This is a genomic window from Streptomyces echinoruber (assembly GCF_014651135.1).
In the GTDB taxonomy this organism is placed as follows: domain Bacteria; phylum Actinomycetota; class Actinomycetes; order Streptomycetales; family Streptomycetaceae; genus Streptomyces; species Streptomyces echinoruber.
Map to the genome: position 1 here is coordinate 46,049 of NZ_BMWH01000021.1, position 18,467 is coordinate 64,515.

At 71.4% G+C, this 18,467-nt stretch carries 13 protein-coding genes and 4 tRNA genes; 8 read left to right on the forward strand and 9 right to left on the reverse strand.

The genetic code is table 11. From position 1 onward, the window contains the following. Window positions 1-80 precede the first annotated feature (80 nt). The 6 genes from IE225_RS22605 (at window position 81) to IE225_RS22630 (ending at window position 5,308) form a co-directional block, all read left to right on the forward strand. A tRNA-Glu gene (locus IE225_RS22605) sits at window positions 81-153 on the forward strand. Between the two features lie 62 nt (window positions 154-215). Beyond that, a tRNA-Asp gene (locus tag IE225_RS22610) sits at window positions 216-290 on the forward strand. A gap of 29 nt (window positions 291-319) precedes the next feature. Next, window positions 320-393 (forward strand) — tRNA-Phe (locus IE225_RS22615). Window positions 394-492: 99 nt separating this feature from the next. Further along, a complete protein-coding gene (gene hrpA / locus IE225_RS22620) occupies window positions 493-4,446 on the forward strand; it encodes an ATP-dependent RNA helicase HrpA (protein WP_190059437.1) in 3,954 nt (1,317 codons plus the stop codon). 92 nt (window positions 4,447-4,538) lie between these two features. Continuing rightward, window positions 4,539-4,613 (forward strand) — tRNA-Asp (locus tag IE225_RS22625). Window positions 4,614-5,098: 485 nt separating this feature from the next. After that, window positions 5,099-5,308: a DUF6274 family protein gene (locus IE225_RS22630; protein WP_190059438.1), complete on the forward strand. Its 210-nt coding sequence runs from the start codon at window positions 5,099-5,101 to the stop codon at window positions 5,306-5,308. Window positions 5,309-5,732: 424 nt separating this feature from the next. Here the strand turns inward: IE225_RS22630 and bldC are convergent, their stop codons facing one another. Together bldC and IE225_RS22640 are read right to left on the reverse strand one after the other, a co-directional pair. After that, on the reverse strand, window positions 5,733-5,939 hold the full coding sequence (bldC, locus tag IE225_RS22635; protein ID WP_020869672.1) for a developmental transcriptional regulator BldC: 207 nt from the start codon (window positions 5,937-5,939) through the stop codon (window positions 5,733-5,735). Between the two features lie 584 nt (window positions 5,940-6,523). Continuing rightward, on the reverse strand, window positions 6,524-7,375 hold the full coding sequence (locus IE225_RS22640) for a DUF8083 family protein (protein WP_190059439.1): 852 nt from the start codon (window positions 7,373-7,375) through the stop codon (window positions 6,524-6,526). Window positions 7,376-7,652: 277 nt separating this feature from the next. On the opposite strand from IE225_RS22640, the gene IE225_RS22645 reads away from it, so the two are divergent. After that, window positions 7,653-8,747 carry a Leu/Phe/Val dehydrogenase gene (locus tag IE225_RS22645; protein ID WP_190059440.1) on the forward strand — a complete coding sequence of 365 codons (1,095 nt, stop codon included), beginning with the start codon at window positions 7,653-7,655 and terminating at the stop codon, window positions 8,745-8,747. Window positions 8,748-9,071: 324 nt separating this feature from the next. Further along, complete coding sequence (locus tag IE225_RS22650; RefSeq protein ID WP_190059441.1) at window positions 9,072-9,317, forward strand: DUF3073 domain-containing protein; 246 nt, start codon at window positions 9,072-9,074, stop codon at window positions 9,315-9,317. Window positions 9,318-9,531: 214 nt separating this feature from the next. On the opposite strand, the gene purM is transcribed toward IE225_RS22650, so the two are convergent. From purM to purS, 7 genes are all read right to left on the reverse strand, one after another. After that, on the reverse strand, window positions 9,532-10,608 hold the full coding sequence (gene purM, locus IE225_RS22655) for a phosphoribosylformylglycinamidine cyclo-ligase (RefSeq protein WP_190059442.1): 1,077 nt from the start codon (window positions 10,606-10,608) through the stop codon (window positions 9,532-9,534). A gap of 46 nt (window positions 10,609-10,654) precedes the next feature. Next, entirely contained in the window at window positions 10,655-12,181 is a 1,527-nt protein-coding gene (purF, locus tag IE225_RS22660) for an amidophosphoribosyltransferase (RefSeq protein ID WP_190059443.1), read from the reverse strand. Window positions 12,182-12,433: 252 nt separating this feature from the next. Then, on the reverse strand, window positions 12,434-13,231 hold the full coding sequence (locus IE225_RS22665) for a maleylpyruvate isomerase family mycothiol-dependent enzyme (RefSeq protein ID WP_190059444.1): 798 nt from the start codon (window positions 13,229-13,231) through the stop codon (window positions 12,434-12,436). Window positions 13,232-13,241: 10 nt separating this feature from the next. Continuing rightward, window positions 13,242-14,483 carry a hypothetical protein gene (locus IE225_RS22670; protein ID WP_229879895.1) on the reverse strand — a complete coding sequence of 414 codons (1,242 nt, stop codon included), beginning with the start codon at window positions 14,481-14,483 and terminating at the stop codon, window positions 13,242-13,244. 550 nt (window positions 14,484-15,033) lie between these two features. Continuing rightward, window positions 15,034-17,292 carry a phosphoribosylformylglycinamidine synthase subunit PurL gene (gene purL, locus IE225_RS22675; protein ID WP_190059445.1) on the reverse strand — a complete coding sequence of 753 codons (2,259 nt, stop codon included), beginning with the start codon at window positions 17,290-17,292 and terminating at the stop codon, window positions 15,034-15,036. Then, window positions 17,289-17,969, reverse strand: a complete 681-nt coding sequence (purQ, locus tag IE225_RS22680; protein ID WP_190059446.1) for a phosphoribosylformylglycinamidine synthase subunit PurQ — start codon at window positions 17,967-17,969, stop codon at window positions 17,289-17,291. The genes purL and purQ overlap by 4 nt, the downstream gene beginning before the upstream one ends. Beyond that, window positions 17,966-18,238 (reverse strand): phosphoribosylformylglycinamidine synthase subunit PurS, encoded by a 273-nt coding sequence (gene purS / locus IE225_RS22685; RefSeq protein ID WP_190059447.1) that lies wholly within the window; start codon window positions 18,236-18,238, stop codon window positions 17,966-17,968. The genes purQ and purS overlap by 4 nt, the downstream gene beginning before the upstream one ends. Between the last annotated feature and the right edge of the window lie 229 nt (window positions 18,239-18,467).

The following is an 18,467-nucleotide window of genomic DNA, read 5'->3' on the forward strand; positions in this document are numbered from 1 at the left end:
ACCGTTTTGGCGATCCCCCTCGCCATCCCATATGCTTCTCACGTCCCCGACGCGCTGCGAAGCGCCCCGGCGGGCCGATAGCCCTCATCGTCTAGCGGCCTAGGACGCCGCCCTTTCAAGGCGGTAGCACGGGTTCGAATCCCGTTGGGGGCACGCAGTAGTGTGTGCGACACTGTCCTAGGCGTCAGTCGAAGACAAGCGCAGACACCACACCTGGTCCTGTGGAGCAGTTTGGAGTGCTCGCCACCCTGTCAAGGTGGAGGCCGCGGGTTCAAATCCCGTCAGGACCGCTGAGGCCACGTTTCACGTGAAACCTCACGGCTGGGTAGCTCAGTTGGTACGAGCGTCCGCCTGAAAAGCGGAAGGTCGCCGGTTCGACCCCGGCCCCAGCCACCGCAGTGTGAGCCCCGTCCCCCCTGGGACGGGGCTCACGGCGTCCCAGGGGCAAATCGTTCGCCCGCCCTTCGGCCGAGGTGAGATCCTGGGACGCGTATGTCTACGCACCCTGCCCCCGCCCTCGGTTCCCTCGCCTCCCGTCTGGCCGAGTTGTCGCTGCGTGACGCGCACCGGCTCGGACGGAGGCTCGAGGGTGCACGGAAGATTCGCAAGCCGGAGGCCCGGGCCGCCGTGCTCGCCGAGATCGAGGCCGAGGTCGAGAAGGCCGCGGCACGGATGGGCGAGCGGCGGTCCCGGGTGCCGGAGATCACGTATCCCGAGCAACTGCCGGTCAGCCAGAAGAAGGACGAGATCGCGGAGGCGATCCGCGACCACCAGGTCGTGATCGTGGCCGGTGAGACCGGGTCCGGCAAGACGACCCAGATCCCGAAGATCTGTCTGGAGCTGGGGCGCGGTGTGCGGGGCATGATCGGGCACACACAGCCCCGGAGGATCGCCGCCCGGACGGTGGCCGAACGGGTCGCCGAGGAACTGAGGACTCCGCTGGGGGAGGCCGTCGGCTGGAAGGTGCGGTTCACCGACCAGGTGGATCCGGACGCGACGTTCATCAAGCTGATGACGGACGGCATCCTGCTGGCGGAGATCCAGACCGACCGCGATCTGCGCGCCTACGACACGATCATCATCGACGAGGCGCACGAGCGGTCCCTGAACATCGACTTCCTGCTCGGGTACCTCGCGCAACTGCTGCCCCGGCGGCCGGACCTCAAGGTCGTGATCACCTCCGCGACCATCGACCCGGAGCGGTTCTCGCGGCACTTCGGAAACGCGCCGATCATCGAGGTGAGCGGGCGGACGTACCCGGTGGAGGTGCGCTACCGGCCTCTGCTGGAGGAGAACCCCGAGGACGCGGACGACGCCGACCGGGACCAGATCACCGCGATCACCGACGCCGTCGAGGAGCTGATGGCGGAGGGGCCCGGGGACATCCTGGTCTTCCTCTCCGGCGAGCGGGAGATCCGGGACACCGCGGACGCCCTGAACCGGAAGCAGTACCGGTTCACGGAGGTGCTGCCGCTGTACGCGCGGCTGTCGCACGCCGAGCAGCACCGCGTCTTCCAGCCGCACACCGGCCGCCGGATCGTCCTGGCCACCAACGTCGCCGAGACGTCGCTGACCGTCCCGGGCATCAAGTACGTCATCGACCCCGGCTTCGCCCGCATCTCCCGCTACAGCCACCGCACCAAGGTGCAGCGGCTGCCGATCGAGCCGATCTCGCAGGCCAGCGCCAACCAGCGCAAGGGCCGCTGCGGCCGTACCTCGGACGGCATCTGCATCCGGCTGTACAGCGAGGAGGACTTCCTCGCGCGACCGGAGTTCACCGACCCGGAGATCCTGCGCACGAACCTGGCCTCCGTCATCCTGCAGATGACCGCGGCCGGCCTGGGTGACATCGAGAAGTTCCCGTTCATCGACCCGCCGGACCACCGCAACATCCGGGACGGCGTCCAGCTGCTGCAGGAGCTGGGCGCGCTGGATCCGGCGCAGAAGGACCCGCGCAAGCGGCTCACCCCGCTGGGCCGCAAGCTGGCGCAGCTGCCGGTGGACCCGCGGCTGGCCCGCATGGTCCTGGAGGCCGACAAGAACGGTTGCGTCCGCGAAGTCATGGTGATCGCGGCGGCGCTGTCCATCCAGGACCCGCGGGAGCGGCCGGCGGACAAGCAGGCGCAGGCGGATCAGCTGCACGCCCGTTTCAAGGACGAGAACAGCGACTTCCTCGCCTACTTGAACCTGTGGCGGTACATCCGCGAGCAGCAGAAGGAGCGCAGCTCGTCGTCGTTCCGCCGGATGTGCAAGCAGGAGTACCTCAACTTCCTGCGCATCCGCGAATGGCAGGACATCTACACGCAGTTGCGCACGGTCGCCAAGCAGATGGGCATCCACCTCAACGACCAGGACGCCCCGGCCGACCGCATCCACGTGTCGCTGCTCGCCGGACTGCTGTCCCACATCGGCATGAAGGACGTCCGGGACGGCGCGAAGAACGAGTACCTCGGGGCCCGCAACGCCAAGTTCGCGATCTTCCCGGGCTCGGCGCTGTTCCGGAAGCCGCCGCGGTTCGTGATGTCGGCGGAGCTGGTGGAGACCTCCCGCCTGTGGGCCCGCGTCAACGCGAGGATCGAGCCGGAGTGGGTGGAGCCGCTCGCCCAGCACCTGGTGAAGCGGACCTACAGCGAGCCGCACTGGGAGAAGGACCAGGCGGCGGTGATGGCGTACGAGAAGGTCACGCTGTACGGCGTCCCGATCGTCGCCGACCGCAAGGTCAACTACGGCCGCATCGACCCGCAGCTCAGCCGCGAGCTGTTCATCCGACACGCGCTGGTGGAGGGCGACTGGCGCACCCACCACAAGTTCTTCGCCGACAACCGCAGGCTGCTGACCGAGGTCGAGGAGCTGGAGCACCGCGCCCGGCGCCGGGACATCCTCGTCGACGACGAGACGCTGTTCGACTTCTACGACCAGCGGGTGCCCGAACACGTCGTCTCCGGGGCGCACTTCGACTCCTGGTGGAAGCGCAAGCGGCAGGAGCAGCCGGACTTCCTCGACTTCGAGCGGGAGATGCTGATCCGGGAGTCGGCGGAGGCGGTCACCAAAGCCGACTACCCGGACTCCTGGCGGCAGGGGCGGCTGAAGTTCCGGGTGACGTACCAGTTCGAGCCGGGCGCGGACGCGGACGGCGTGACGGTGCACATCCCGCTGCAGGTCCTCAACCAAGTGACGCCGGAGGGCTTCGACTGGCAGATCCCGGGCCTGCGCCAGGAGCTGGTCACCGAGCTGATCCGCTCGCTGCCGAAGCCGATCCGGCGCACCTACGTGCCGGCGCCCGACTTCGCCAAGGCGTTCCTGGAGAAGGCGGTGCCGCAGCAGGAGCCGCTGACCGCGACGCTCGCGCGGGAGCTGCACCGCATGGGCGGGGCGCCGGTGAGCCCGGAGGACTTCGACTGGGCGAAGGTCCCCGACCACCTGAAGATCACGTTCCGGATCGTCGACGAGCGGCGGCGCAAACTCGCCGAGGACAAGGACCTGGAGGCGCTCAAACTCCGGCTGAAACCGAAGGCGCGCAAGGCGCTGTCGCAGGCCGCGGCGGCCAGCGCGGAGCGGCGGGGCGGCACCTCGCTGGAGCGCTCGGGGCTGACGGACTGGACGATCGGCACCCTGCCGCGCGTGTTCGAGACGCGGCGGGCCGGCCAGCCGGTGAAGGCCTACCCGGCACTCGTCGACGACGGCGACACCGTCTCCGTACGGCTCTTCGACACCGAGGCCGAGCAGGCGGAGGCGATGTGGCGGGGCACGCGGCGGTTGATCCTGCGCACGATTCCGGTCAACCCCGCGAAGTTCGCGTCCGAAAAGCTGACGAACCAGCAGAAGCTCGCCCTGTCCGCCAATCCGCACGGCTCGGTCCAGGCGCTGTTCGACGACTGCGCCATGGCCGCGGCCGACAAGCTGATCGGGGACTTCGGCGGGCCGGCGTGGGACGAGGAGTCGTACCGGAAGCTGTACGACAAGGTGCGCGCCGAGATCGTCGACACGACGGTCCGCGCGGTGGAGCGGGTGCAGCAGGTGCTGGCCGCCTGGCAGTCCTGTGAGCGGCGCCTGAAGGCCGTGCGCAGCCCCGCGCTGCTCGCCAACCTCACGGACGTGCGGGAGCAGCTCGACGGGCTCGTGAAGCCCGGTTTCGTGACGGAGGCGGGGATACGGCGGCTGCCGGACCTGCTGCGCTACCTCGTCGCGGTGGACCGTCGGCTGCAGCAGATGCCGACCAACGTGCAGCGGGACACCACGCGCATGGAGAAGGTGCGGGAGATGCAGGACGAGTACGCCTGGCTGCTGGAGCAGATGCCCCGGGGGCGGCCCGTGCCGCAGCAGGTGCGGGACGTCCGGTGGATGATCGAGGAGCTGCGGGTCAGCTACTTCGCGCACGCGCTGGGGACGGCGTATCCCGTGTCGGACAAGCGGATCCTGAAGGCGATCGACGCGCTGGCGCCGTAGCGGGGCGGGTACGGAGGGTGAGTTCGACCAGCGGCCCACCCTCCTGTACAGTCTCTTCTCGCAGCGCACGCCCGGTCGGCGCAGCGAGTTCTGGTCCTGTGGAGCAGTTTGGAGTGCTCGCCACCCTGTCAAGGTGGAGGCCGCGGGTTCAAATCCCGTCAGGACCGCTTTCAGTCGAGGCCCGCAGTCCGGCAACGGACGCGGGCCTCGGTCGTGTTCCGCGCCACCGTCGCGCCCGGCGCCCGCCTCCTGCCGAGGCCCGCCCCCCTGTCGAGGCGGAGGCCGCGCCCGCGGCGCAGCCGCAGCCGGGTACGGCAAGTCCCGCCAGAACCACGCCGGTTGCGAGGCCCATCCCGCCGGGGCGGGCCTCGGTCGTTTCCGCCGCCCCCCTTACCTCGCGCGCGCCCCGCACCCCGGCGCACGCCGCTCCGGCGCCCGGCGACGGCCGTCCCGCCGACACTCCGCGAGGCCGTCCCGTACCGCCGCCGCCCCCGGTCCCCGGCTCCCCCGCCTCACCGTTTCCCCGGCGTCTCCCCCGTCCCGCCCGCCGGGGGTCCGGCACCGGGGCGTCTTGACGGCGTCACATTCGCCCAGTACCCACGAAGCAGGGCCCGCGTCCGTGCGGGTCCGGCCCCGGCCCCGGAGGTGGCATATGGCGGCAACGGCCAGGCATCAGGCGCGGGCGCTGCTTCGGGCGCATCTCGCGGCCGCCGCCGCTTCGACGCCGCGCCACCTGACCCGCCACTGCCCGATCTGCCACCGCCTGCTGCGGCTGGCGCTGGACTCGGCGCCGGCGTCGGCGCCGGCCGCCGTCGCGGAGTCCGGGGAAGCGGTGGGGGACGAGAGCGCGTCCACCGGGTGAGTTCCTTTAACTTACGGGCGGTAACGCCGACAAGTCCTCTGGCATGTGACGGGAGTCACGGCTTGAGTTTCGGCGAGTGCGGTACTTACCCACTTCTCACAACCGGTCAATTTAATATGTGCAATTGTACCGGCCGGAGAGGCCGGACAGAGGCCGGACAGAGGCCGCCGACAGGGCCGCCACAGCACCGTCACAACACCGCCCCGGCGACGGCGGGCGAGAAGGAGACCGGGCACAAAAAGAAGATCGCGCCGGACCCGGCGGAGTCCGGCGCGATCGACGACGCACCCTGTGTGAGGTCTAGAAAGCTCTAGTTCGGTTGGGCGTGGGGACTGTTGGGGCAGACCCCGCGTCGCCTGGAACTGGGAAGGCGACGGGCGTCCGGTGGGGTTGGGGCCCCGGCCGTACGCCCGCTCTGCAGTTGTCAGCCCTCGCTGCGCTGCTGGGGGATGCCCGCGAGCAGAGCGCGGACCTCGGCCTCGCGGTAGCGGCGGTGGCCGCCGAGCGTGCGGATCGACGTGAGCTTGCCGGCCTTCGCCCAGCGCGTGACCGTCTTCGGGTCGACGCGGAACATGGTGGCGACCTCAGCCGGGGTCAGCAGCGGCTCGGCATCAGGGGTGCGAGCGGTCATGAGCGGCCTCCTCGGGAGAACCGAACCTTCTCGGTTCTTTCCTCTAAATTCTGCACCTTGACCCGCGTTGCCCGAAATGGCGGACGCGAGTCGAGTCGGTTATAGGACGAACGGCTTGTCCTCGGCACTACAACTACACCATCTGTCCAGCCGCGTCGGCCAAACCGATGGAATTGCCCTCCCAGGTGTTCATCAGCGACGGAAGCCGATGGACCATGCCATAGCGGACAGTCACGCCACTGTGACGATCAGTCACAGCGCGATCAGGGAGTACGAGACCCCCCGAAGCGTGCAATGCGCGAGATTCCGCCCACTGTGGGTCACAGGCGGACGGAAGGAGCCCTCCCCGGACTCCTTGTCCTATTTTGGCACGAGGAGGGGCAAGCGGCGCAAGGGCCGGGTACGTGCGGTCCGTCACCCTTGAGGGGCTTGACGCAAACGCCCGGATCGGGCCCTACCGCTTCCTCGCCGGTGCCACGCGGCTTCCGCGCAGACCGTCCCGGACGGGGCAGGGTTGACGAAACCTCACCTCGGACGACGAGTCAAACACCCGTTCGCGAACGAGAGGTAACGAACCGGCCACGTCAGTTCGCCGAACGCAGCTCGCGCACCGAGCGCCAGCGCTCCACCAGCCGCAGGTACGCCTCGCCCGCGGCCTCCTCGTCCCCGCGGCGCAGCGCGTCGATGCCCTCGGCGACGTCCGCGGCGGAGTGGTCCTCCTCCAGGTCCTCCGACGGCACCACGTGCACCAGGCCGCCGTAGTCCAGCTCCACCCAGGAACGCGGGTGGAATTCCTCCAGCCAGCGGCCCACGTCCACCAGGCTGTCGATCAGCGGGCCCTCGTCCATGGCGTCCCGCAGCGCCCGCAGCCCCCGCGCCACCCGGCGCCGGGCCTGCACCATGGGCGTGCGGTAGCGCAGCACGGGCGCGCCGCCGCCGGGCTCGCCGGCGCCCTTGTCGTACTCCCGCTCCTCGTCGGAGACGAGCACGAACCAGTTCAGCGGGACCTGCCAGGTCGCGGTGCGGATCCAGGGGCGGGCGTCGGGGTGGTCGGCCAGCCAGCGCTCGTAGTCCTGGGCGGCCTGGCGGCGCAGCACCGGCGGCAGCACCGCGTCCAGGACCGGGGCCGGCAGCTCGTCGCCGAGGTCGCGCAGGGCCTGCCAGCCGCGCAGCCGGGTGCTCCACGGGCAGACGCAGACGGCCCCGTCCACGTCCAGCACGAAGGCGTCCCGGCTCTCGTGCACCGGCACCAGGACCGGCGGGGTGGGCACCAAATCGGCCAGGGCGCGGCGCAGTTCGTCCTGATAGGAGGGGCGGTCGGCGCGGCGGGCATAGCGCGCCCAGTGGCTGCGCTCCGGCTCGGCGAAGGCCGCCAGTGGCTCGTAGACGCGCAGGTAGGCCGCGTACGGGACGACCACCGAGGTCACCTTGGGCACGCCTGCTCCCTCCCCACCGGATCCGGACCGAAACCCGTCCGCCACGTGTCGGGCCCGCGGGGCGCGGGCACGCGGGACGGCGGGAAGACGCAGCCATCGTCCCACGTCCGGGTGGATCGCTAGGCCGTCGGAGGGTGATCCTGCGCACTCCGCGCTCCGGTGGCCCGACAAGGCTCTACCCTCATCCCACGGCCCCCGCCGCCCTCCCCCAAAAGGTACGGGGCGGTCCGCGGGGACCGGCGTCCGATCGCCGCTTACTTACCGGGGAGTCACCACCGTGACCGACGTAATCGACGGCGTCCTGCACACCCTGTTCCGCTCGGACCAGGGAGGCCACGAGCAGGTCGTGCTCTGCCAGGACCGGGCCAGCGGCCTCAAGGCCGTCATCGCCCTCCACTCCACCGCCCTGGGCCCGGCTCTCGGCGGTACGCGCTTCTACCCGTACGCCTCCGAGGAGGAGGCCGTCGCCGACGCCCTCAACCTGGCGCGCGGGATGTCGTACAAGAACGCCATGGCCGGCCTCGACCACGGCGGCGGCAAGGCCGTGATCATCGGAGACCCGGACCGGGACAAGACCGAGAAGCTGCTGCTCGCCTACGGCCGGTTCGTCGCCTCGCTCGGCGGGCGCTACGTCACCGCGTGCGACGTCGGCACCTACGTCGCCGACATGGACGTCGTGGCGCGCGAGTGCCGCTGGACCACCGGCCGCTCGCCCGAGAACGGCGGCGCCGGCGACTCCTCCGTCCTCACCGCCTTCGGCGTCTACCAGGGCATGCGGGCCTGCGCCCAGCACCAGTGGGGCGACCCGTCGCTGCGCGACCGCAAGGTCGGTGTCGCCGGCGTCGGCAAGGTCGGCCGGCTGCTCGTGGACCACCTGCGCGAGGAGGGCGCCGAGGTCGTCGTCACCGACGTGCGCCCCGACGCCGTGCAGCGGGTGCTGGACGCCCACCCCAAGGGCGTGACCGCGGTCGCGGACACCGACGCGCTGATCCGCACCGAGGGCCTGGACGTGTACGCGCCGTGCGCGCTGGGCGGGGCGCTCAACGACGAGACCGTGCCGGTGCTGACCGCCAAGGTGGTGTGCGGCGCCGCCAACAACCAGCTCGCCCACCCGGGCGTGGAGAAGGACCTCGCCGACCGCGGGATCCTCTACGCGCCCGACTACGTGGTCAACGCCGGCGGCGTCATCCAGGTCGCCGACGAGCTGCACGGCTTCGACTTCGAGCGGTGCAAGAAGAAGGCGGCGAAGATCTTCGACACCACGCTCGCCATATTCGCACGTGCGAAGGACGACGGGATTCCGCCGGCCGCGGCGGCCGACCGGATCGCCGAGCAGCGCATGCAGGAGGCCGCCGCCCGACGCGGATGGTGACGGCTCCCTGACGGTGCGCGACCGGGCGCCCCGTCCACCGCGGCCGTGATCCGGTACCTGCCGGGGGCGGGTTGGAGAGAACTCTCACTTCCCTCGGCGGGTCGGGTCCGGACAAGTGGTTAAAATCGCGATTGACCAGCGAGGACGGGGCGCCTCGAGGGGCCTGCGCCACCGCGCGCCGTGCGGGCGACGTACCGTATGGGCGCGGGCTCAGGTACCGTGGAAGCCCTACGGACCGGCCTCTCCCCGGAGAGTCCGTTCCGGACCATGAACGCGTGTCAAGACTCTGGGGCCGTCGAGCCCCGTCGTTGAGGGGGTCGAGCCATGGGGCGCGGCCGGGCCAAGGCCAAGCAGACGAAGGTCGCCCGCCAGCTGAAGTACAACAGCGGTGGGACAGACCTCGCACGCCTGGCCGAGGAGCTGGGCGCATCGACGTCGAGCAGGTCGCCGAACGGCGACCGGTTCGAGGACGATGAGCACGACGACGACCTGTACGCACGGTACGCCGACCTCTACGGGGACGACGAGGAGGACGAGGACGACCCGTCCTCGCGGCGTCGCGGCGCTTGACCTCGCACCGAGCACTCACCCGGTCGGTGGCCCAGCCACCGACCGGCTTCTGTGCTATCCGCACGGTCACGGCGCCGGGCGACCGCTTCCGCACTCCCCGTAGCCGCGGCCGGCGCGCCGCGTCCCGTCGTCACCGGCCTTGTCGTCACCGGCCTTGTCGTCACCGAAAGCCGGCGGTCCGGGTCCACCGGGATCAGGTCCGGGTCCACCGGAATCAGGCGGCGTAGTCCCCCACCAGGGCCGCGCCCGTGGTGTGCTCGCCGCGGCCGGTGATCTCGCCGGCCACCCAGGCGTCCACCCCGCGGTCCGCGAGGGTGGTCAGGGCGACGTCCACGGATTCCCGCGGCACGACCGCGATCATGCCGACGCCCATGTTGAGGGTCTTCTCCAGCTCCTGCCGCGCCACGTTCCCGGTGCGGCCGACGAGGTCGAAGACCGCGCCGGGGGTCCAGGTGGAGCGGTCGACGACGGCGTGCAGCGTGTCCGGGATCACCCGGGCCAGGTTGGCGGCGAGTCCGCCGCCGGTGATGTGGCTGAAGGCATGCACCTCGGTGGTGCGGACCAGGGCCAGGCAGTCCAGCGAGTAGATCTTCGTCGGCTCCAGCAGCTCCTCGCCGAGGGTGCGGCCGAGCTCGTCGACGTGCGTGTCGAGGGACATGCCCGCCTGGTTCAGCAGGACGTGGCGGACGAGGGAGTACCCGTTGGAGTGAAGTCCGGAGCTCGCCATGGCGATCACCGCGTCGCCCTCGCGGACGCGCTCGGCGCCCAGCAGCCGGTCGGCCTCCACGACGCCCGTACCGGCGCCGGCCACGTCGAAGTCGTCCTCGCCGAGCAGGCCGGGGTGTTCGGCCGTCTCGCCGCCCACCAGGGCGCAGCCGGCCAGCACGCAGCCCTCCGCGATGCCCTTGACGAGGGCGGCGACCCGCTCGGGGTGCACCTTGCCGACGCAGATGTAGTCGGTCATGAACAGCGGCTCGGCGCCGCACACCACGATGTCGTCCATGACCATGGCGACCAGGTCGTGGCCGATGGTGTCGTAGACGCCGAGCTGCCGGGCGATGTCCACCTTGGTGCCCACGCCGTCGGTGGCGGAGGCCAGCAGGGGCCGCCGGTAGTTCTTGAGGGCGGAGGCGTCGAAGAGGCCGGCGAAGCCGCCCAGGCCGCCCAGGACCTCCGGGCGCCGGGTCTTCTTCACCCACTCCTTCATCAGCTCGACGGCGCGGTCGCCCGCCTCGATGTCGACGCCCGCGGCTGCGTAGGACGCCCCGGTGGTCCCGGTTGTCTCAGACATGACGATGGAAGCCTTCGTGTCGTACGGCAGGGGTCTTGCGGGGCCGCTACGGGCGGCGCAGGGCGTCGGTGGCGGCCGTGGCGGCCGGACCGGCGGCCAGCTCGGTCTCCAGGAGCTGCTTGCCGAGGAGTTCGGGGTCGGGCAGTTCCATCGGGTACTCGCCGTCGAAGCAGGCGCGGCACAGGTTCGGCTTGGCGAGGGTGGTCGCCTCGATCATGCCGTCGAGGGAGATGTACGCCAGGGAGTCGGCCCCCAGCGAGCGGCCGATCTCCTCGACCGTCATGCCGTTGGCGATGAGCTCGGCGCGGGTGGCGAAGTCGATGCCGAAGAAGCAGGGCCACTTCACCGGCGGCGAGGAGATGCGGATGTGCACCTCGGCGGCGCCGGCCTCGCGCAGCATGCGCACCAGGGCCCGCTGGGTGTTGCCGCGCACGATGGAGTCGTCGACGACGACCAGGCGCTTGCCCTTGATGACTTCCTTCAGCGGGTTCAGCTTCAGGCGGATGCCGAGCTGCCGGATGGTCTGGGAGGGCTGGATGAAGGTGCGGCCGACGTAGGCGTTCTTCACCAGTCCGTTGCCGTAGGGGATGCCGGAGGCCTCGGCGTAGCCGATGGCGGCGGGGGTGCCCGACTCCGGGGTCGCTATCACCAGGTCGGCCTCGACGGGGGCCTCCTTGGCGAGCCGGCGGCCCATCTCCACGCGGGAGAGGTAGACGTTCCGGCCGGCGATGTCGGTGTCGGGGCGGGCGAGGTAGACGTACTCGAAGACACAGCCGCGAGGCTTCGCATCCGCGAATCGCGAGGTGCGTACGCCGTTCTCGTCGATGGCGAGGAACTCGCCCGGCTCGATCTCCCGCACGAAGCTCGCGCCGATGATGTCGAGCGCGGCGGTCTCGGAGGCGACCACCCAGCCGCGCTCCAGGCGGCCCAGCACCAGCGGGCGGATGCCCTGCGGGTCGCGGGCGGCGTACAGGGTGTGCTCGTCCATGAAGACGAGGCTGAAGGCGCCCCGGACCTGCGGCAGCACCTTCGGCGCGGCCTGCTCGACGGTCAGCGGCTTGCCGTCGTCGTCGACCTGGCCGGCCAGCAGCGCGGTGACGAGGTCGGTGTCGTTGGTGGCGGCGACGCGGGTGGAGCGGCCGTTGTCCTTGGGCAGGGCGGCGACCAGCTCGGCGAGGTGCGCCGTGTTGACCAGGTTGCCGTTGTGGCCGAGCGCGATGGAGCCGTGCGCGGTGGCGCGGAACGTCGGCTGGGCGTTCTCCCACACCGAGGCGCCGGTGGTCGAGTAGCGGGCGTGACCGACCGCGATGTGTCCCTGCAGCGAGCTGAGGGAGGTCTCGTCGAAGACCTGGGAGACCAGGCCCATGTCCTTGAAGACGAGGATCTGGGAGCCGTTGCTGACCGCGATGCCCGCGGACTCCTGGCCCCGGTGCTGAAGGGCGTAGAGCCCGAAGTATGTGAGCTTTGCGACCTCTTCGCCCGGAGCCCAGACACCGAAGACGCCGCACGCGTCCTGGGGGCCTTTCTCGCCGGGGAGCAGGTCGTGGTTGAGTCGTCCGTCACCACGTGGCACGCCACCGAGTGTAGGCGAGGCCGACCACTGGTCCGAATTGGGGATGCCGGGCACGGGCGGGCCACTCGTCCGCGACGACCGTCACAGGTGCGCCGTTTCCGCAGGTCAGCGCTGAGGTACGGGGCGAAGCGACGGGCGGTGGTGTGACGCAAGAGGTCCACGAGGCGCTTCCGGGAGCCGCGCGAGTGAGGCGTCGCACACCGCCCGCGCCCCGGCCGCCGCACCGGGGCGCGGCGGGGCGTGCGCGGCGGATCAGACCAGCAGCGGCAGCAGCCCCGCCAGGTCGGCCCGCTCCCCGCTCGCGCTCACCTTCGCCTCGCTCAGCGCGTCCTTCCAGGCCAGCCGCCCGGTGGCGAGGCGGATCCAGGTGAGCGGATCGGTCTCGACGACGTTGGGGGGCGTGCCGCGGGTGTGCCGGGGCCCCTCGACGCACTGCACGACGGCGTACGGCGGGACGCGCACCTCCGTGGCGGCGCCGGGGGCGCGCACGGCGAGGGTGTCGGCGAGGAGGCGGGTGCAGGCGGCGAGCGCCTGCCGGTCGAGGGGCACGTCGAGGCCGGGCACGGCGGCGTTGAGGTCGTCGGTGTGCACGACCAGCTCGACGGTGCGGGTCACCAGGTAGTCGGTCAGGGTCATGCCGCCGGCGCGGGTGGCGACGAGCCGCTCGTGCGGGGCGTCGGCGAGGTGCCCGGCGATGCGCCGCTCCACGCGCGCGTACAGCGCGGCGAGGTCGGGGTTGGCCTCGGCGAGCGCGTGGCTGCCCTCGGCGACGGCGTCGGCGTACCGCGCCGTGGCGGAGGCGTAGTCCAGCGGGCCGAGCTCCGCGGCGGGCGGCTCCGGGCGCTCCAGGGCGAGGCTGACGCTCTCGACGGCCAGGGTGAGGTGGGCGGCCAGGTCCCGCACGGTCCACTCGCCGAGCCGGGTGGGCAGCGCGAGCTGCTCCGGCGCGAGGCCGGCGACGGCGTCCCGCACGTGCGCGAACTGGGCCAGGACGGCCGTACGGGTCTTGGCGGGGTCGTACGTGCGGGAGCGCTTCCTGGTCGCGGGCATGGCGGTGAGCCTAGTCCGCGCGGAAGGCGGACGCGGCGGGGAACCTGACGCCGGTGCAGCCACGGCGTGCGGTGACATCGTCGACGTAGGCGCGGAAGACCTTCTCGTGGGCGGGCGCGGCCACCTTCGCGTACCCGTCGGACAGGGTCATGGTGTGGATCTGGGGCTTTCCGCGGCAGACGGAGGAGGCCCACCAGACCGGTTCACCGCCGCTGCGGCCCGCCGTGCCGGGCTCCACGGCGACGGCCTCGTCGGAATCGAGGCTCGGGAGCCGGATGTGCAGCGCCGTCTCACCGGCGTAGGTGTGGAAGGCGGCGAAGTACCGGCCCGGCCGGTCCGGGCGGTGGACGCCGGGCAGCTCGCCGTCGTGGGCGTCGTGAAGAGTGTGCGCGCGGCTCCGGCCGAGCACGAGGACGCAGCGCTCGTCCCACACCTGGGGGTCGGTGCGGCTTTCGAGGACCTGGTCGGCGTAGGGGGCGTGGTCCGCGAGGCCGGACCTGCGGTACCAGGCGCAGGTGCCCTCCGCCTTCGCCACCGGGGTCGGACCCTCGACGAGGGCGGGTATGTGCTCCGGCGGGTCGGGCAGTCGCTCGGTGCAGCCGAGACGGGCGGCGAGGCGGTTGGCGGTGGTCACGGCGGTCTCGGCGAGGATGCCGCGGTCGTGGGCGGTGGGCCGGCCGTGCTCGCTGAAGGGGGTCTGCGGCTCCGCGAAGGAGGCCCGGGCCCACAGCGCCTTGACCGGCCGGCCGTTGGACTCACCCTTGGCGCAGGGGATTTCGACGGTCACGCCGGTGTCCGTGACGATGCCCGCGATCCCGCCGCCGAGCGGCTGCGCGGGGTAGGTGTGGTCGCTGTACGGGCCGTCCGGGTCGACGACCTCGTCCCACGGGCCCTCGGGGCTGAGCTCCTCGCCTTGCCCCACGGCTCCCACCGCGCCCGTGAAGAACCAGCGTTCACCGCTGTGCGAGCCGCTTCTCCCGCCCGCCTCGGTGCTGAATATCTCGCAGTCCTGGGGAAGGCCGGCGTCCAGGTCGATCGTGCCCTCGTCGGCGGCGCGGTGCGAGAGGGTGCCGCCGGCCGGGGACAGCGCCAGCACGCGCCCGGCCGGGACCAGCCCGGCGCAGGCCTCGTCGATCTGCCGGCGGCCGCTCAGGACCTCCCAGATCTCCTTGCCGCTCCAGCCGATCCCGGCCATGGCGGCCAGGCACAGCAGTACGTTGACGGACTTCCGCACGCTCTCCGGTACCCGCACCGCTCCCCCGCCCCCCCGTGTCCCCGTGTCCCCGTGAAGATCCGAGCACTGCCGAAAGTACCAACCGCCACTGACAACAACGCGGCGGCTCGGCCTCCGGCCGCACCGGCCCCTCACGCCTTGCGTGCGTATGAGGAGGGCGCGCTCCCTCAGCACGGGCGTCTGCGCGACCAGTTGCCGGACCTGTCGGGCGAACGGCTCGGCGTGCGGGCCGACCGACGCGCGGGCGGCGCCGCTCTCTTCGGCACCCTCCTCTCCCGGCTCTACGACGGTCCCGGCGAGGTGTCCGCCCTGCCCTCGCCGCCCTGCCCTCGCCGACCGGCGCGGCCCGTACGGCGGGGCCGGCGGCGTACGCCTCCGCGAGGGACACGGTGTTCCCGGGCGGGACCGCGGTGATGGCCCTGTGCCTGCTCCTGGCGCTGCGGCTGCCCGCCGCCCGCCCCCCCCTCAGGCGCCCGCGGAGCCCCCGAGGCGGGTCGTGGCCGCCTGAGGGCGGCGCGGGCCCCGCCCGGTGGGTGCACCGGGCGGGGCCCGTACGGCCGAAAAGGGGCTACGCCAGCAGCGCCGGGATCGTCCCCTCGTGCGCCTCGCGCAGCTCGGCCAGGGTCAGCGTGAACTCGCCCTGCACCTCGATCGTGTCGCCGTCGACGACGCCGATGCGGGTGGCGGGCAGGTCGCGGGCCCGGCACATGTCGGTGAAGCGCAGCTCCTCCGAGCGCGGCACGGCGACGATCGCGCGGCCCGCGGACTCGGAGAACAGGAACGTGAAGGCGTCCAGCCCGTCCGGTACGACCAGGCGCGCGCCGAGGTTCCCCAGCAGCGCCGACTCCACGACCGCCTGGATCAGGCCGCCGTCGGACAGGTCGTGCGCGGAGTCGATCATGCCGTCGCGGGAGGCGGCGATCAGGATCTCGCCCAGCAGCCGCTCCCGCTCCAGGTCGACCTGCGGGGGCAGGCCGCCGAGGTGGTCGTGGATCACCTGCGCCCACGCCGAGCCGCCGAACTCCTCCCGCGTGTCGCCCAGGAGGTAGATCAGCTGCCCCTCCTCCCGGAAGCCGGCCGGGGTACGGCGCGCCACGTCGTCGATCACGCCGAGCACGGCGACGACCGGCGTCGGGTGGATGGCGACGTCACCGGTCTGGTTGTAGAGGGAGACGTTGCCGCCGGTCACCGGGGTGCCGAGTTTCTGGCAGCCGTCCGCCAGGCCGCGCACGGCCTCCGCGAACTGCCACATCACCGCCGGGTCCTCGGGCGAGCCGAAGTTCAGGCAGTCGGAGACGGCGAGCGGCCTGGCGCCGGTCGTCGCCACGTTCCGGTACGCCTCCGCCAGCGCCAGCTGCGCGCCCGTGTACGGGTCGAGCTTGGCGTAGCGGCCGTTGCCGTCGGTGGCGATGGCCACGCCGAGGCCGGTCTCCTCGTCGATGCGGATCATGCCGGAGTCCTCGGGCTGGGCGAGGACGGTGTTGCCCTGCACGAACCGGTCGTACTGCGACGTGATCCAGGACTTGGACGCCTGGTTGGGGGAGGCGACCAGCTTCAGGACCTGGTCCTTCAGCTCCTCGGAGGTCCGCGGCCGGGGCAGCTTGTTCGCGTCGTCGGCCTGCAGCGCGTCCTGCCACTCCGGGCGCGCGTACGGCCGCTCGTACACCGGGCCCTCGTGCGCGACCGTGCGCGGGTCGACGTCGACGATCTTCTCGCCGTGCCAGTAGATCTCCAGGCGGTCGCCGTCGGTCACCTCGCCGATGACGGTGGCGATGACGTCCCACTTGTCGCAGATCTCCAGGAAGCGGTCGACCTTGTCCGGCTCGACCACCGCGCACATGCGCTCCTGCGACTCGCTCATGAGGATCTCCTCCGGCGAGAGCGTGGAGTCGCGCAGCGGCACGTCGTCCAGGGTGATCCGCATGCCGCCGGAGCCGTTGGAGGCCAGCTCGCTGGTGGCGCAGGACAGGCCGGCCGCGCCGAGGTCCTGGATGCCGACGACGAGCTTCTCGCGGAACGCCTCCAGGGTGCACTCGATGAGCAGCTTCTCCTGGAAGGGGTCGCCGACCTGCACGGCGGGCCGCTTGCTCGGCTTGGCGTCGTCGAAGGTCTCGGAGGCGAGGATCGACGCGCCGCCGATGCCGTCGCCGCCGGTGCGGGCGCCGTAGAGGACGACCTTGTTGCCGGGGCCGGAGGCCTTGGCCAGGTGGATGTCCTCGTGCCGCATCACGCCGATGCAGCCCGCGTTGACCAGCGGGTTGCCCTGGTAGCAGGCGTCGAAGACGACCTCGCCGCCGATGTTGGGCAGGCCCAGGCAGTTGCCGTAGCCGCCGATGCCCGCGACCACGCCCGGCAGGACGCGCTTGGTGTCGGGGTGGTCGGCGGCGCCGAAGCGCAGCGGGTCCACGACGGCGACCGGGCGGGCGCCCATGGCGATGATGTCGCGCACGATGCCGCCGACGCCGGTGGCCGCGCCCTGGTAGGGCTCGACGTAGGAGGGGTGGTTGTGCGACTCGACCTTGAAGGTGACCGCGTAGCCCTGGCCGACGTCGACGACGCCGGCGTTCTCGCCGATGCCGACGAGCAGGGCGTCGTTCTCGGGGGCCTTCTCGCCGAACTGGCGCAGGTGGACCTTGCTGCTCTTGTAGGAGCAGTGCTCGGACCACATGACCGAGTACATGGCGAGTTCGGCGCCGGTGGGCCGGCGGCCGAGGATCTCCACGATCCGCTCGTACTCGTCCTTCTTCAGGCCGAGTTCGGCCCAGGGCAGCTCGACGTCGGGGGTCGCGGCCGCGTGCTCGACCGTGTCCAGGGGGGTCCTGCTCATGCGGTGACCAGCTTCTTGAGGATCGAGGTGAAGAAGGGGAGACCGTCGGTGCGGCCGGTGCCGATCAGCGGCTCCACGGCGTGCTCCGGGTGCGGCATCAGGCCCACGACGTTGCCGGCCTCGTTGGTGATGCCAGCGATGTCGTTGAGCGAGCCGTTGGGGTTGAAGTCCAGGTAGCGGAAGGCGACGCGGCCCTCGGCCTCGAGCTGGTCGAGGGTGTACCGGTCGGCCACGTACCGGCCGTCCATGTTCTTCAACGGGATGTGGATCTCCTGCCCGGCCTCGTAGTCGGCGGTCCAGGCGGTGTCCGCGTTCTCCACCCGCAGCTTCTGGTCGCGGCAGATGAAGTGCAGGTGGTCGTTGCCGAGCATGGCGCCGGGCAGCAGGTGGGCCTCGGTGAGGATCTGGAAGCCGTTGCAGATGCCGAGCACCGGGAGACCGGCCCTGGCCTGCTCGATGATCGTGTCCATCACCGGCGAGAAACGGGCGATGGCGCCGGCGCGCAGATAGTCGCCGTAGGAGAAACCGCCGCACAGCACCACGGCGTCGACCTGCTTGAGGTCTTTGTCCTTGTGCCACAGGGCGACGGGCTCGGCACCCGCCAGGCGGATCGCGCGCTGCGTGTCCCGGTCGTCGAGGCTGCCGGGAAAAGTGACGACGCCGATACGAGCGGTCACTTCACGGCCTCCGCGATCTCGGCGGGGTCCTCCACCCGAACGGTGAAGTCCTCGATCACGGTGTTGGCGAGGAAGGATTCCGCCAGTTCACGGATGCGGGCGAGGACGGCGTCGTCGACGGGGCCGTCCACCTCGAGTTCGAAACGCTTTCCCTGACGTACGTCGGAGATCCCGTCGAAGCCCAGCCGCGGCAGCGCGCGCTGCACCGCCTGGCCCTGGGGGTCGAGGATCTCCGGCTTGAGCATGACGTCGACTACGACGCGTGCCACTGGCACTCCCGGTGTGTGGTGCTGAGCAGGTTCTCTCAGAGTACCCACACAAAATTTCTACGCGCATAGAGTCGTAGGAATCTACGTGACAGGGGTCACGATCCGGCATCGGAGCCGCCATCGGGCGAAAAGTTCTGGGAAAGTTCCGGCGACGTACCGCGGAGCTTATTGCACGGGGACACGCGGACGGATTTGCTCGGGCTTCACCGGACAATGCCCGGCACTGTAC

Excerpts from the sequence above, each read along its gene's own strand:
- IE225_RS22630 (WP_190059438.1), top strand. The coding sequence starts at position 5,099 with ATGGCGGCAACGGCCAGGCATCAGGCGCGGGCGCTGCTTCGGGCGCAT.
- bldC (WP_020869672.1), bottom strand. The coding sequence starts at position 5,939 with ATGACCGCTCGCACCCCTGATGCCGAGCCGCTGCTGACCCCGGCTGAG.
- purL (WP_190059445.1), bottom strand. The coding sequence starts at position 17,292 with ATGAGCAGGACCCCCCTGGACACGGTCGAGCACGCGGCCGCGACCCCC.
- purM (WP_190059442.1), bottom strand. The coding sequence starts at position 10,608 with ATGTCTGAGACAACCGGGACCACCGGGGCGTCCTACGCAGCCGCGGGC.
- hrpA (WP_190059437.1), top strand. The coding sequence starts at position 493 with ATGTCTACGCACCCTGCCCCCGCCCTCGGTTCCCTCGCCTCCCGTCTG.
- IE225_RS22650 (WP_190059441.1), top strand. The coding sequence starts at position 9,072 with ATGGGGCGCGGCCGGGCCAAGGCCAAGCAGACGAAGGTCGCCCGCCAG.
- IE225_RS22665 (WP_190059444.1), bottom strand. The coding sequence starts at position 13,231 with ATGCCCGCGACCAGGAAGCGCTCCCGCACGTACGACCCCGCCAAGACC.